Annotated in this window: 13 protein-coding genes; 8 read left to right on the plus strand and 5 right to left on the minus strand. The window is 73.2% G+C overall.

Annotated features, from left to right (window positions below):
- A complete protein-coding gene (locus FHX44_RS37585; RefSeq protein ID WP_147260102.1) occupies positions 1-1,038 on the minus strand; it encodes an AAA family ATPase in 1,038 nt (345 codons plus the stop codon).
- 357 nt (positions 1,039-1,395) lie between these two features.
- Here FHX44_RS37585 and FHX44_RS37590 point away from each other — a divergent pair, with 357 nt between their 5' ends.
- Positions 1,396-2,100, plus strand: coding sequence for an arginase family protein (locus FHX44_RS37590; protein WP_170309204.1), 705 nt, complete (start codon positions 1,396-1,398; stop codon positions 2,098-2,100).
- Positions 2,101-2,229: 129 nt separating this feature from the next.
- Here FHX44_RS37590 and FHX44_RS43965 read toward each other — a convergent pair whose 3' ends face one another.
- Both FHX44_RS43965 and FHX44_RS37600 read right to left on the minus strand, forming a co-directional pair.
- Positions 2,230-3,114 carry an EamA family transporter gene (locus FHX44_RS43965; protein WP_147260104.1) on the minus strand — a complete coding sequence of 295 codons (885 nt, stop codon included), beginning with the start codon at positions 3,112-3,114 and terminating at the stop codon, positions 2,230-2,232.
- The gene (locus FHX44_RS37600) at positions 3,111-3,983 is read right to left on the minus strand and encodes an alpha/beta fold hydrolase (RefSeq protein WP_147260105.1); all 873 of its coding nucleotides are present in this window, start codon (positions 3,981-3,983) and stop codon (positions 3,111-3,113) included. The genes FHX44_RS43965 and FHX44_RS37600 overlap by 4 nt, the downstream gene beginning before the upstream one ends.
- Before the next feature lie 91 nt (positions 3,984-4,074).
- Between FHX44_RS37600 and FHX44_RS37605 the strand changes: the two genes are divergently transcribed.
- On the plus strand, positions 4,075-4,605 hold the full coding sequence (locus FHX44_RS37605) for a MarR family winged helix-turn-helix transcriptional regulator (RefSeq protein ID WP_147260106.1): 531 nt from the start codon (positions 4,075-4,077) through the stop codon (positions 4,603-4,605).
- Between the two features lie 5 nt (positions 4,606-4,610).
- On the opposite strand, the gene FHX44_RS37610 is transcribed toward FHX44_RS37605, so the two are convergent.
- Positions 4,611-5,939: a C40 family peptidase gene (locus FHX44_RS37610; protein WP_147260107.1), complete on the minus strand. Its 1,329-nt coding sequence runs from the start codon at positions 5,937-5,939 to the stop codon at positions 4,611-4,613.
- A 349-nt stretch (positions 5,940-6,288) separates the two neighbouring features.
- Here FHX44_RS37610 and FHX44_RS37615 point away from each other — a divergent pair, with 349 nt between their 5' ends.
- The 6 genes from FHX44_RS37615 to FHX44_RS37640 all read left to right on the plus strand — a co-directional run bounded on the left by FHX44_RS37615 (position 6,289) and on the right by FHX44_RS37640 (position 12,425).
- Positions 6,289-9,090: an aconitate hydratase gene (locus tag FHX44_RS37615; protein ID WP_147260108.1), complete on the plus strand. Its 2,802-nt coding sequence runs from the start codon at positions 6,289-6,291 to the stop codon at positions 9,088-9,090.
- 98 nt (positions 9,091-9,188) lie between these two features.
- A complete protein-coding gene (locus FHX44_RS37620) occupies positions 9,189-9,803 on the plus strand; it encodes a PadR family transcriptional regulator (RefSeq protein WP_246170806.1) in 615 nt (204 codons plus the stop codon).
- Positions 9,804-9,954: 151 nt separating this feature from the next.
- Positions 9,955-10,626, plus strand: coding sequence for a class I SAM-dependent methyltransferase (locus FHX44_RS37625; RefSeq protein WP_147260109.1), 672 nt, complete (start codon positions 9,955-9,957; stop codon positions 10,624-10,626).
- A 166-nt stretch (positions 10,627-10,792) separates the two neighbouring features.
- Positions 10,793-11,503 carry a sulfite exporter TauE/SafE family protein gene (locus tag FHX44_RS37630; protein ID WP_147260110.1) on the plus strand — a complete coding sequence of 237 codons (711 nt, stop codon included), beginning with the start codon at positions 10,793-10,795 and terminating at the stop codon, positions 11,501-11,503.
- Between the two features lie 107 nt (positions 11,504-11,610).
- On the plus strand, positions 11,611-12,132 hold the full coding sequence (locus FHX44_RS37635; RefSeq protein WP_212612830.1) for a hypothetical protein: 522 nt from the start codon (positions 11,611-11,613) through the stop codon (positions 12,130-12,132).
- On the plus strand, positions 12,123-12,425 hold the full coding sequence (locus FHX44_RS37640; protein ID WP_147260111.1) for a hypothetical protein: 303 nt from the start codon (positions 12,123-12,125) through the stop codon (positions 12,423-12,425). Before FHX44_RS37635 ends, FHX44_RS37640 begins: the two co-directional genes overlap by 10 nt.
- Here the strand turns inward: FHX44_RS37640 and FHX44_RS37645 are convergent.
- Entirely contained in the window at positions 12,360-13,433 is a 1,074-nt protein-coding gene (locus FHX44_RS37645) for a LacI family DNA-binding transcriptional regulator (RefSeq protein ID WP_147260112.1), read from the minus strand. The two genes, FHX44_RS37640 and FHX44_RS37645, sit on opposite strands and share 66 nt — an antisense overlap.
- Positions 13,434-13,446 lie beyond the last annotated feature (13 nt).

Genomic DNA, 13,446 nt, shown 5'->3' on the forward strand with positions numbered 1-13,446 from the left:
TCACGCCGAGCTGCCCGCCGGGTACGGCGCCGGGCCGCTCTGCGGCCGAGCGCTCACCTGCGGCAACGGCACCGTGGCGAGCACCCGGGAGATGATGTGGTCCATCGGCACCTGGTCGGCCACCGCGTCGTAGGACAGCACGAGCCGGTGCCGCAGCACGTCGGGCGCCACGTCGAGCACGTCCTGCGGCAGCACGTAGTCGCGGCCGCGGATCAGCGCGAGCGCCCGCGCCGCCGCCACGATGCCCAGCGTGGCGCGCGGTGACGCGCCGTAGGACACCCAGCCGGCGATGTCGGACAGGCCGTGCTCCGCAGGCGTGCGGGTGGCGACGACGAGCCGCACCACGTAGTCGACGAGCGCGTGGTGCACGAACACGCGCGTGGCCACCTTCTGCAGCCGGGTGAGCTCGGCGGGGTCGATCACCTGCTGCGCGACGGGCGGCTCGGCGCCCATCCGGTAGACGATCTCCCGCTCCTCCTCCACGCCCGGGTACTCGACGATGATCTTGAAGAGGAACCGGTCGCGCTGGGCCTCCGGCAGCGGGTACACGCCCTCGTTCTCGATCGGGTTCTGCGTGGCGAGCACCAGGAACGGGTCGGGCATCGGGAAGGTCTGGCCACCGATCGACAGGTGCCGCTCAGCCATCACCTCGAGCATGGCCGACTGCACCTTCGCCGGCGCACGGTTGATCTCGTCGGCGAGCACGAAGTTGGCGACCACCGGGCCCAGCTCGACGTCGAACTCCTCGCGCCCCTGCCGGTAGATGCGGGTACCGAGGATGTCGGCGGGCACGAGGTCCGGGGTGAACTGCAGGCGGGAGAAGCTGCCGCCCACCACCTTCGCCACCGTCTCGACCGCGAGGGTCTTCGCCACGCCGGGCACGCCCTCCAGGAGCAGGTGGCCGCGGGCCAGGAGGCCGACGAGCATCCGCTCGACCAACCGGTCCTGACCGACGATCACTCGCTTGATCTCGAAGACGACGCGCTCGAGGCGCTCCCCCTCGTTCGCCGGGCTCGGGACGGACTCCTGCACGCTCACGCCCCCATCCCACCGTGCGGCCCGTGAGACGCCGGTGAACCGGCGCTTCCGCCGTCGTGGGCCGTCGCCGCGGCAGCGGCGGACGGTCAACGAAAGGTGGACGATTTGTAGGCGTCAATGATTCATTGACAATGAGTGGAAAGGGTCGTGCCGAGCACTCGGGTGGTCGTGATCGGGGTGGCCAGCAGCGCCGGGGACCCACCACGCAGGCCAGGACCCTGCCGCCCTGCGGGCCGGCGGGCTCGTCGACCGGCTCCGCGCCGCGGGCCTGACCGAGGACCGCGGTGAGCTCCTGCACGAGGTCTTCGCCCCCGACGAGATCGGCTCGACGGCCGCAACCTGGACGCGGTGGTGCGCGTGGCCCGGACCGTGGCCGACGCCGTCGACCACGCGCTCGCCGAGCACGCACTACCCCTCGTACTGGGCGGCGACTGCATCATCACCCCGGGCGTCGTCGCAGGCGCCCAGCGCCAGCGCCGGGACCCCGCCGTCGGCCTGCTCTGCCTCGACGGGGACGCCGACCTCGCGACCCCGCAGACGACCGGGAGCGGCGTGCTCGACGCCATGGGCATCGCCCACGTGCTCGGCCTGGCCGACACCGAGCTGGCCCGACTGGGTGCCGGACCGCCGATGCTCACCGACCGACGGCTCGCCCTCATCGGCTACGACGAGACCGACCCCGAGACCTTCGACGCCGAACTGCTCCACGGTCGTCCCGACCTGGTCCGGTTCGCCGACCACCAGGTCCGCGCCGATCCCGCCGGTTGCGCGACCGCGGCGCTGACCGCACTGCAGCCGAACACGTCGAGCCTGGTCGTCCACTTCGACGTGGAAGCCGTGGACTCACGCGACCTCCCGCTGGCCAACTTCCCCCACTACGGCACCGGGATCTCCCTCGCCGCGGCGGGCGAGGTGCTTGCCGTCCTGTTGTGCGCCGCACCGACGCTCGCCGCCGTCGTCCTGACCGAGGTCAACCCGAGCCACGATTCCACCGGGCGCCAGCTCACGCGCTACATCGACACCGTCGCCGGCGCGATCGCGCGCGGACTCGCCGCCCGCTGACAGCCGCCGGCAGAGCACGCGCGGTGTGGGCACGTGGTGGATCAGGACTCCCCGCGATCAGCGGGCGGTCCACGGAAGGTGGACGATCCGGACGCGTCAATGACTCATTGACATCATGGTTGTGGCCGGTCACCCGGCCACAACCACCGCAGCACCGGCCAGTGCCGCGGCGATGCCGACCGCCTGCACCCTCCCGACCCGCTCCCCGAGGACGGCCCCCGCCAGACCGACCGTCACCACGGTGTGCAGCGCACCCAGTACCGCCACGACGCCCAGGTGCCCCACCACGGTCGCGGCGGCGTAGGCCGCGTCGGCCACGACGATCAGCGCACCGACGAGCACCGATCCCGGCACCGCCCGACGGGCGGCCGAGCGTCGCCGGTCCGGCAGCGACCGTGCCCGTGCACCCGTCCCCGGCCGGGCCGTCCAGAGGACCCTCGCGCCCACCGCGACAGCGAGGAGCACGGCGACCGCCGTGGCCCGCGACGCCAGCAGCGCCCACTCGATCCCGCCCTCGCTCGCCGCCGCCATCAGGACGAAGAAGCCGCCGAACCCGACCGCCGACACCGCCCCGTGCGCGACCGCAGCCGGGACGCCCGTGCCCGCCGCCCGCGACCCGCGGGCGGCCAGCACGATCCCGCCCACGGCGACGACGAGGCCGCCGACCTGCACGGGCGCGGGCACCTCGCCCGACGCCGTGCCCACGACCAGCGGCACGACCGGCGCGGCCGCGGCCACCGGCGCCACGACGCCGACCGGCCCCCGCGCCGACCCCCGGTACAGCGCCGCCACCCCGACCAGCTCGCTCGCCCCGGCGGCGACCGCGGCGAGCAGGTGACCGGGGCCCGGCGGCGGCGCGCCGAGCGCAGCGACGACCGCCGCGAGCAGCACCAGTGCCGCGGCCTGCGAGCCGAGCAGCGCCACGAGCAGGCCGCCCCGGCTGTACCGGCCGCCGAGGAAGTCGGCGACGCCCCATCCCGCGGCCGCCACGAGCGCCAGCAGAGCGGCGGTCATCGCCGCGGCGCCGCGCCGGCCGTGAGCTCGACGAGCGCGGGCACCACCACGTTCCACAGCGACCGCGGCGGCGGCTCGTGCCCGGCCCCCTCCAACTCAACGAGCCGGGCGCCCGAGATCTCGGCCGCCAGCGCGATGCCGTGGCCGAACGGCAGGAACGGGTCGGCGGTGCCGTGCAGCACCAGCGTCGGCACCCGGATGTCGCCGAGCCGGTGCCGCCACGGCGGGCCGGGGTCGACCAGGAAGTGGTTGCTGAAGCACGCGGCGCTGTCGCAGGTCCGGTCGAACGAGCGAGCGGCGAGCTCGCGCCAGCGGGCCTCGTCGAAGGGCAGGGCGCCGGTGTAGGCCCGCTCCCCCGCCACGTGGTACCCGATCACGGCGTCCCGGTCGGACCAGTCCGGCTCGGCCTGCTCGCCGCTGAACACCGCCGCGAGCGCATCGGACATCGGCGGCAGGTCCGGCGCGTCGTGGCCCGGGCCGCCGGGCGTGGAGCACAGCAGCGCCAGTGACCGCACCCGCTGCGGGTGCTCCAGCGCGAGCAGCTGCCCGATCGCCGCCCCCATCGACATCCCGACCACGTGCGCTGACGCGAGGCCGAACGCGTCGAGGATGCCTCCGGCGTCCGCCACGAGGTCGCGCAGCGCGTAGTCCGGGGCGCCCGTGGCCGAGCTGCGGGACCGCCCGGTGTCGCGGTGGTCGTAGCGGAGCACGAACCGGCCCGCGTCCGCGAGCCGCCGGCAGAACTCCGCGTCCCAGTACAGCATCGACGCCCCGGCCCCCATCACCAGCAGCACGGGCGGGTCGGCCCGGTCGCCGAACCGCTCCACGCACAGCGAGCCGCCGTTGACCTCCACGATCTGCTCCACCATCGCCCCTCCAGATCGGTTACATGTAACTGAGATATGGAGCACTGTGGCCCGGTCTCGGTTACATGTCAACAGAATCGGCTAGCCTGGCGGCGTGAGTGCAGCGCTCTCCCCCGGCCAGCGCCGGGCGTGGACGGCCTACCGCGCCCTGCGGCTCGCCCTCGACGCCCGGCTCGCCCGCGAGCTCGAGGACCGCTCGGCCGTCTCGATGCCCGATGTCGACGTGCTGGCCGCGGTGCGGGCCATCGGCGACGGCTCCGGCACCGACGGCTGGCCGGTCGCCCTCGCCCCCGATCCCCGGCCGGACGCCCGCACGGCCCTTTGCGTGCGGGTCGCCGCCCTCGCCGACCGCATGGGCTGGTCGCGCAGCCGACTGTCGCGGCAGCTGGGGCGGATGGAGCGGCGGGGACTGATCGCCCGCGTGCCGTGCGAGCTCGACGGCCGGGGTGACGACGTCGAGCTCACCGAAGCGGGCCGGGCCGCGCTCGACGCGGCCGAGCCGGTCCTCGTCGACGCGGTGCGCGTCCATTTCGCGGAGGCGCTCACCGAGCCGCAGCTCGCGGCCCTCAGCGAGATCTGCGAGGCGCTCACGCGCCGCCAGCACACAGGCTCAGCCGGGGGCTGAGCCGGTCAGAGCACGCGGGCCGCCTGCGGCAGCAGGCCCTTCGTCCGCATGGGGACCACGCGGACGTTCCCGCCGGTGTACGGGGCCTCGATCATCTTGCCGTTGCCGACGTACATCGCGACGTGGTGGATCGGGGCTCCCGGGTTCTGGTAGAAGATCATGTCACCCGGGCGGATGTCGGAGACCGGAACCTTGTCGCCCACGTGGAACTGGTTGCGGCTCACGCGCGGCAGGGAGACCCCGGCCCCGCTGAAGGCGTACTGCATCAGGCCGGAGCAGTCGAACCCGACGCGGTTGAGCGGCGAACCGAACGCGTCCGGGATTCCGGTGCTCGGGCCGCGGCCGTTGCCGCCACCCCACACGTACTGCACCCCGATCTGCGACATCGCCCGGTCGATCACGCGGCGCACCGCGGCGGTGCCACGCAGGTTCGACGACCCCCCGGCCGCCGACACCCTTGTAGCGGCGGCGTCGCGCTCGGCCCGCTCCCGCGCCGCACGCTCCTCGGCCATCCGGCGCTGCCAGTCGTCGAAGCGCTGCCGCTGCGAGCGCAGGCCGGCATCGGCCGACTGAGCGGCGTCGAGCTGCCGCTGCACGCCCGCCCGCTGCGTCGCCACCTGGGCCAGCTGCTCGGCCTGGGCGCGGGCGGCGGCCTGGGCGGCGGCGACGGCCCGGTCGGCCACCACCTTCGCCGCCTCGGCGTCGGCCTCGGCCTCCTCGGCGGCCTCCAGGGCCGCGCGGGCGGAGGAGTCGGCGTTGGCCTTGTCGACGCGCGCGCGTTCCAGACCCTCCTGGGCCTGCAGCTGGGTCCGCGCGACCAGGTCGGTGAACTCCGCGCGTGCGAGCAGGTCCTCGGGGCTCGTGGCCTCGGTGAGCAGCCCGAGCGGGCCGGCGTCCAGGCCACGCAGGTAGGTGGTGGACACGATCTCGTCCAGCCGCGCCCGCGCCTGGTCGATCGCGACGGTGGCCGCCTGCGTCTCGATCCGGGCCGCCTCGGCCCGCGTCTTCGCCGCCGCCGCGGCGTCCTGCGCGGTCTGCAGGTCCACGAGCGCCGCCTCGGCGGTCTCGCGCTGCGCCGCGAGTGCCGCCTGCAGCTCGTCGGTCCTGCTGTCCAGCTCCGCGAGCGTCGCCGTGAGCCGAGCCACCTCCCCCGCGCGGGCGTCCACCGCCTCGCGGCTGCGCCGCAGATCGTCGTCGCTGGGGTTGGGCGGTGGTGCGGGCTGGGCGAGAGCCGTGCCCGTCCCGCCCAGCAACGCCCCGCCCCACAGGGACACGAGCAGGGCCAGCACGAGCGTGCGTCGACACCGCACGAGCCGCACGAGACCGACCTCCATCCCGTCGCACGAGTGATCGTCTTGTCAGTGATCGTGCTTTGTGATCTCTGCGAGCGATCGCACTGTGCCACTCCGGGTGCGGATGCACCCGGAGCCACACCCGCAACGGGGGCAACTTCCACCACATCGGTGTATCCGAGGGCGGCCTCGACCTCTTAGCAGGACAAGCGTACTGTTTGGGGTGCGGGGCCCTGTCGTACCGCTGAGGTGTCGGTGCGCGAGACTCCGGGCAATCCGATCCCAGCGCCCACCACCGCCAGGAGGACAGTGCACTCATGAGGGAGCGCAGCGACCGAATCATCGGCACAGCCAGCGCGAATGCGGCGGCCGAGCGCAGCGAGGTTGACGCATGAGCACCGACAGCTTCGGAGCGAAAGGGACCATCCAGGCAGGCGGGTCGGAGCACGAAATCTTCCGGCTGTCGGCCGTCGAGGGAGCCGAACGCCTGCCGTTCAGCCTCAAGGTGCTGCTCGAGAACCTCCTGCGCACCGAGGACGGCGCCAACGTCACCGCCGATCACATCCGCGCCCTCGCCGGCTGGGACCCGACCGCCGAGCCGGACACCGAGATCCAGTTCACGCCCGCGCGCGTGGTGATGCAGGACTTCACCGGCGTCCCGTGCGTCGTCGACCTCGCCACGATGCGCGAGGCCGTCACCGAGCTCGGCGGCGACCCGGCGAAGGTCAACCCGCTAGCGCCCGCCGAGCTCGTGATCGACCACTCGGTGATCGCCGACCTCTTCGGCCGGCCGGACGCCTTCGAGCGCAACGTCGAGCTGGAGTACCAGCGCAACCGCGAGCGCTACCAGTTCCTGCGGTGGGGTCAGGGCGCGTTCAGCGAGTTCAAGGTGGTGCCGCCGGGCACCGGCATCGTGCACCAGGTCAACATCGAGTACCTCGCGCGGGTCGTGATGACCCGTGGCGGCCAGGCTTATCCCGACACCCTCGTCGGCACCGACTCGCACACCACCATGGTCAATGGCCTGGGTGTGCTCGGGTGGGGCGTCGGCGGCATCGAGGCCGAGGCGGCCATGCTCGGCCAGCCCGTCTCGATGCTCATCCCGCGCGTGGTGGGCTTCAAGCTCACCGGCGAGATCCCGGCAGGCGCCACCGCCACCGACGTCGTGCTGACGATCACCGAGATGCTGCGCAAGCACGGCGTGGTCGGCAAGTTCGTCGAGTTCTACGGCGAGGGTGTCGGCGCCGTGCCGCTGGCCAACCGGGCCACGATCGGCAACATGAGCCCCGAGTTCGGTTCCACCGCCGCGATCTTCCCGATCGACGACGAGACGATCCGCTACCTGAAGTTCACGGGCCGGCCGGACGCGCAGGTCGAGCTCGTCGAAGCGTACGCCAAGGAGCAGGGGCTCTGGCACGACCCGTCGCGGGAGCCGGTCTACTCCGAGACCCTCGAGCTGGACCTGTCCACCGTCGTCCCCTCGATCGCCGGGCCGAAGCGGCCGCAGGACCGCATCGCGCTGACCGAGGCGAAGAACTCCTTCCGCTCCGCGCTCGTCGACTACGCCGACGGCACCCCGGCGCCGCACTCGGCGCTCGACGAGGCCGTCGAGGAGAGCTTCCCGGCCAGCGACCCGGCGGCGTTCGGGAGCAGCACCGGCAACGGGGTGCCCCGCACGCCCATCTCGGCGGCCGCCGGGGCAGGCGGGCGGGCGAGCAAGCCGACGCAGGTCACCATGGCGGACGGCACGACGTTCGAGCTCGACCACGGCGCCGTCGTGATCTCCGCGATCACCTCGTGCACCAACACGTCGAACCCCTCGGTGATGCTGGGCGCGGCCCTGCTGGCGAAGAACGCGGTGGACAAGGGGCTCGCGGTCAAGCCGTGGGTGAAGACGACGATGGCACCGGGCTCGAAGGTCGTCACCGACTACTACGAGCGTTCCGGGCTGTGGCCGTACCTGGAGAAGCTCGGCTACCACCTCGTCGGCTACGGCTGCACCACGTGCATCGGCAACTCCGGCCCGTTGCCCGACGAGATCTCCGCGGCGGTCAACGAGGCCGACCTCGCGGTCGTGTCCGTGCTGTCGGGCAACCGCAACTTCGAGGGCCGCATCAACCCCGACGTCAAGATGAACTACCTGGCCTCGCCGCCGCTGGTCATCGCGTACGGGCTGGCCGGCACGATGGACTTCGACTTCGAGAACCAGCCGCTCGGCCAGGACCCGGAGGGGAACGACGTCTTCCTGCGCGACATCTGGCCGTCGCCGCAGGACGTGCAGACGACGATCGACAGCGCGATCAGCCAGGAGATGTACACCGGGCGCTACGCCGACGTCTTCGCAGGCGACGAGCGGTGGCGCTCGCTGCCCACGCCCGAGGGCGACACCTTCGAGTGGGCCCCCGACTCCACCTACGTCCGCAAGCCCCCGTACTTCGAGGGCATGCAGCCGGAGCCGGAGCCGGTTCAGGACATCTCCGGGGCGCGGGTGCTCGCCCTGCTGGGGGACTCGGTCACGACCGACCACATCTCCCCCGCAGGCTCCATCAAGGAGGACACCCCGGCCGGGCAGTACCTGCGCGAGCACGGCGTGGAGAAGCGGGACTTCAACTCCTACGGCTCCCGCCGCGGCAACCACGAGGTGATGATCCGCGGCACGTTCGCCAACATCCGGCTGCGCAACCTGCTCCTGGACGGCGTGTCCGGCGGCTACACCCGCGACTTCACCCAGAACGGCGGGCCACAGGCGTTCATCTACGACGCCGCGCAGAACTACGCCGCGCAGGGCACTCCCCTGGTCGTCCTCGGCGGCAAGGAGTACGGCTCCGGCTCGTCGCGCGACTGGGCGGCCAAGGGCACCGCGCTGCTGGGCGTCAGGGCCGTGATCGTGGAGAGCTACGAGCGCATCCACCGCTCCAACCTGATCGGGATGGGTGTGCTGCCCCTGCAGTTCCCGCAGGGCGAGTCGGCGAGCTCGCTCGGCCTCGACGGCACCGAGACGTTCGACATCAGCGGCGTCACGGCGCTCAACGACGGTTCGACGCCGCGCACGGTGCACGTCACGGCCACCAAGGAGTCGGGCGAGAAGATCGAGTTCGACGCGACCGTGCGGATCGACACCCCCGGCGAGGCGGACTACTACCGCAACGGCGGGATCATGCAGTACGTGCTGCGCGGCATGCTGCGCAGCTGACCAACCACCCGGGAACCCCCGCCGGTCGCCGGCGGGGGTTTCTTCGTACCCACCCCGTACTCGCGTGCGTATACTCGCGGCCGAGTAAGGAGGTCGCGGTGGCCAGGAAGGTGCGCAACCTGCTCGGTCTCGCGGTGCTCGCCACCGTCGTCGAGCGGCCGATGCACCCGTACGAGATCGCCACGGTGATACGGGAACGCGGCAAGGACCGGGACATGGGCCTCAAGTGGGGCTCGCTCTACACGGTCGTGCGCAACCTCCACCGCCACGGCTTCATCGAGGTCGCCGAGAACGCCCGCCAGGGCGCACGGCCCGAACGCACCGTCTACCGCATCACGGACGACGGCCGCCACGAGCTGCAGGACTGGGTGCGCGAGCTGATCGCCGTGCCCGTCCACGAGCCGCCCCGCTTCGAGGCCGGACTCTCCGTATGGGCCGCGCTCGACCCCGACGAGGTCACGGCCCTCCTCCGGCAGCGGCTGGCCCGCCTCGACGAGGAGAACGCCGCCCAGCACGCCGCCCTCGAGGAGAACCGCCGGGAGGTACCGCGGATGTTCCTCGTGGAGGCCGAGTACGACCTCGCGCTCCGAGAGGCAGACGCCGAGTTCACCCGCGCCCTGCTCGACGAGCTCACGCGCGGCACCTTCCCCGACCTGCAGCAGTGGCGCGACCAGCACGCCGCGGCCGAAGGGAGGCCCACCGCCAGCAGCTGAGAGATCGGCCCCGGCGGGTGCGGCAACACCGCGCCGGGGCCTTCACCCCGCACCGAACCGCGGAACGGCACCGGCCACGAGGCAGCACCGAGCAGGATATCCGGGCTTCTCCGCCGTTCGGGCATGCAGTCACCCGAGAAACGGAGCAGTCATGACCGACATCCGCCCGTACCGCCCGCAGGCCACCGGCATGGAGGGCCCGATCGCCCGCTGGTACGCCCGCATCCGCGGCACCGCACCCCAGCTCGCCGCCGTGCGGGCGCAGGCCGCCCAGCTGACGGCCGGCCTCCCCGAGGGGGCGCGGATCCTCGAGGTCGCCCCCGGCCCGGGCTACCTCGCCGTGGAGCTAGCCCGCCTCGGCTTCGACGTCACCGGCGTCGACCTGAGCGCCACGTTCGTCCGGCTCGCCACCGACACGGCCCGCCGCGCAGGCGTCGACGCCCGGTTCCTGCGCGCCGACGCCGCCGACCTCCCCCTGCCCGACGCCTCCGTCGACCTCGTGGTCTGCCAGGCCGCGTTCAAGAACTTCGGGCGCCCGGTCGCCGCGCTCGACGAGATGCACCGGGTGCTGCGCCCGGGCGGCACCGCCGTGATCGGCGACATGAACGGCAACGCCACCGCCGCTGACATCCGCCAGGAGGTCGACGGCATGGGGCTGGGCCGGCTCAACGCCGCGCTCACGCGCGCCGTGCTCTCCGGCCTGCGCCGCCGGGCCTACGCGGCCGACCACTTCCGCGTCGCCGCCGCGGCGAGCGCGTTCGGCACCTGCGAGGTGCGTGCCGAGGGCCTGAGCCTGGAGGTGCGGCTGCCGCGCGCCGCCTGAGCCGGCCCGGCCGTTCGTGCTCGTTGCAGTAAGGCCACCTTCCCGCAGCCTCGTTGCAGGAAGGTGGCCTTACTGCAACTCCCCCGCCGCCGTGGGTCAATGATCCGTTGCCGATCCGATGGCGTCAATGATTCATTGACGAAATGTACGGACTATCGTCGGTGCCGTGACCATCGCACTCGCCGGGCTCGCCGTCGCGCTCGGGGCGTTGGTGCAGGGCACGGTCGGGTTCGGCATCGCGCTCGTGTCCGTGCCCCTGCTGGCGATCATCGACCCCGGGCTCGTACCCGTCCCGATGCTGATGCTCGCCACCGCCCACGCGATGCTCACGCTGCGCCGCGAGTACCGCGACACCGACTGGGCCGGCGTGGGCTGGGCGCTGCTCGGCCGCCTCCCGGGCATCGCCATCGGCGTGCTCGCCGTGGCGCTGCTGCCGCCCCGCTGGTTCGGACTGGCGGTAGCCGTCGTCGTGCTGGGCTGCGTGGCACTGTCGGTGGTGCACTGGCGGCCCCGCCCCACCGTGCCCGCACTGCTGGTCGCCGGGGTGGTGTCCGGAGCGGCCGGCACGGCGTCCGCGATCGGCGGGCCCCCCGTCGCGCTGCTCTACCAGCACGCGCACGGCGCCCGGGTGCGAGGCACGCTCGCCGCCTACTTCGTGGCCGGCTCGCTGCTCTCCCTCGCAGGCCTCCTCGTCGGCGGCCAGGTCGACGCCGACGCCGTGCAGGCCGCCGCCGTCATGGTGCCGTTCCTGATCGCCGGCTTCGCCTTGTCGAACCCCGCCCGGCGCCTCCTCGACCGCGGGTGGACCCGGCCCGCTGTGCTCGCGCTCGCCGCCGGAGGCGCCATCGCCCTGCTCGCCCAGACGGCGCTGGGCTGACCGGGAATCGCCGCTGGGGCCGACGCACTCCCCGTCCTTGCCCCTCGTCTTTGTAGCGCTATAAATCGCGTCGGCACCTGACGATGTCAGGTCGGAGGGGACGGCGCGTGAGCTCGGACACCATCGCCCGCCGATCCTTTCTCGTGGGGTCGACGGGCGCACTGGCACTGGGAGCGCTCGGGCTGTCCGGCTGCGCCGCCCCGACCGGTGGGCGCTCGACGCTGCGCTTCTACCAGCAGAAGCAAGAGGTCATCACCTACTTCGACGGATTGCTGCGCAGGTTCGAGTCCGAACACCCGGGCATCTCGGTCGTCCACGACACCACCGACGTGATCGCGCCCCAGTTCGTCCGCGGCGAGCCGGCCGATGTCGGCTGCTTCAACGACAACCTCGAGCTCGCCCGCTACATCTCGCGCGGCCAGATGAGCGACCTGTCGCACCTCCCGTCGGCCGCGACGGTCCGGACCGACATCGGCGGCCTGACCGACGGGAGAGCGACCGGAGCGAGTTCCGCATCGGCCCGGTCACCAGGCGAGCCGAGGTGGTCCCGCCCGTCCGCGAGTGGACCGTCACGTTCCTCGCGCTCCGGCCGACCGGCGTCACCGTCGACCGCGCGCCCGTGGACGTGACCGGCACCGACGGGCGCTGGAGCGGCACGGTCAGCGCGCCGGCCGGGGCCGAGACCGTGGTCCGGGTCGGGGGCTGGCCGCTGCGTGTCGGCACGACGCGGGAGGACGCCGTCCTGGAGCTCCTCGAGGCCGCCCAGATCGGCAACCCGGAGAAGCTCGCGGCGTGGGAGGTCGTCCGCGGCTCCCGACCGGTCGCGGAACGCCTCGCGGAGCTCTCCGCCGTGGAGCTACCCGACGCGGTCCGGTCGGCGATCACCGAGCTGCTCGGCGCGGTCGGCGCCGGCGAGGGGTGACGGCGCGGGCGCGCTCTCGCGGACGACGATGCGGTGCCCCACCGTGACCTGCCGCCCCGGGAGCTCGGGGTCGTCCATCCGTTCGAGGAGCAGCTCGAGCGCCCGCTCCCCCAGGGTCCGGGTGTCGGGCGCGACGCTGGTGAGGCTCGGCACCGTGCTCGCGGTGAGCTCGATGTCGTCCCACCCGATCACCGCGACGTCGCCCGGCACCGCGAACCCGCGCAGCTGCAGCGCACGGAGGGCACCGACGGCGGCCAGGTCGTCGCGGCAGAGCAGGCCGTCGACGGCGAGCCCGGCATCGAGCGCGGCACCGAGCGCGTGCTCGGCCCCGACCGCGTCACCCGCTTCCCTGGCCACGAGCAACGCCGCGTCGAACGGCAGGCCCGCGTGCTCGAGACCTCGCCGGTACCCCTCGATGCGCAGCTCGGACGGCCGTGAGAGGGCGCCGATCTCGTGGCCGAGGAAGCCGATGCGGCGCCGCCCGAGCACGACCAGGTGGGTGACGGCCTCCTCGGCGGCGGCGACGTTGTCGATGGCCACCTGGTCGGCGGTCGGGGGCCGCGGGTCCTCCCCGACGAAGACGAGCGGGGTGTCGCGCCGCAGGCCTTCCAGCTCGGCGGCGGTGAGCGCCTGGGGCTGGATCACGACCCCGTCGACGATGCCGGCCTGGAGGTCGCGCAGCACGGAGCGCTCGCCCTCGGGCGTGCCGCCGGTCTCCTCGAGGAGCAACCGGTACCCGCGGGCCGTGCTCACCCGGGCGAACACGTGGGCCAGCTCGGCGAAGTAGGGGCGGCGCAGGTCCGGCACGGCGAGCGCGAGAACGCTCGACCGGCCGGTGGCCAGGCTGCGGCCGCTGAGGTTGGGGCGGTAGCCGAGCTCGTCGATCGCGGCCTGCACGCGCTCCCGCATCCGAGGGCTCACGTGCCGGTAGCCGCGCACCACGTTGGACACCGTCATCACGGACACCCCGGCCCGCGTGGCGACGTCCCGCAGCGTGACCCTCTCCACCGTGGCACCATAC

It is taken from the genome of Pseudonocardia hierapolitana, from assembly GCF_007994075.1.
Taxonomy (GTDB): domain Bacteria; phylum Actinomycetota; class Actinomycetes; order Mycobacteriales; family Pseudonocardiaceae; genus Pseudonocardia; species Pseudonocardia hierapolitana.

What these genes read in the sequence shown, in the direction of transcription:
- FHX44_RS43965 (WP_147260104.1), bottom strand. Translation starts at nt 3,114, where the DNA reads ATGACCGCCGCTCTGCTGGCGCTCGTGGCGGCCGCGGGATGGGGCGTC.
- FHX44_RS37600 (WP_147260105.1), bottom strand. Translation starts at nt 3,983, where the DNA reads ATGGTGGAGCAGATCGTGGAGGTCAACGGCGGCTCGCTGTGCGTGGAG.
- FHX44_RS37610 (WP_147260107.1), bottom strand. Translation starts at nt 5,939, where the DNA reads ATGGAGGTCGGTCTCGTGCGGCTCGTGCGGTGTCGACGCACGCTCGTG.
- FHX44_RS37615 (WP_147260108.1), top strand. Translation starts at nt 6,289, where the DNA reads ATGAGCACCGACAGCTTCGGAGCGAAAGGGACCATCCAGGCAGGCGGG.
- FHX44_RS37625 (WP_147260109.1), top strand. Translation starts at nt 9,955, where the DNA reads ATGACCGACATCCGCCCGTACCGCCCGCAGGCCACCGGCATGGAGGGC.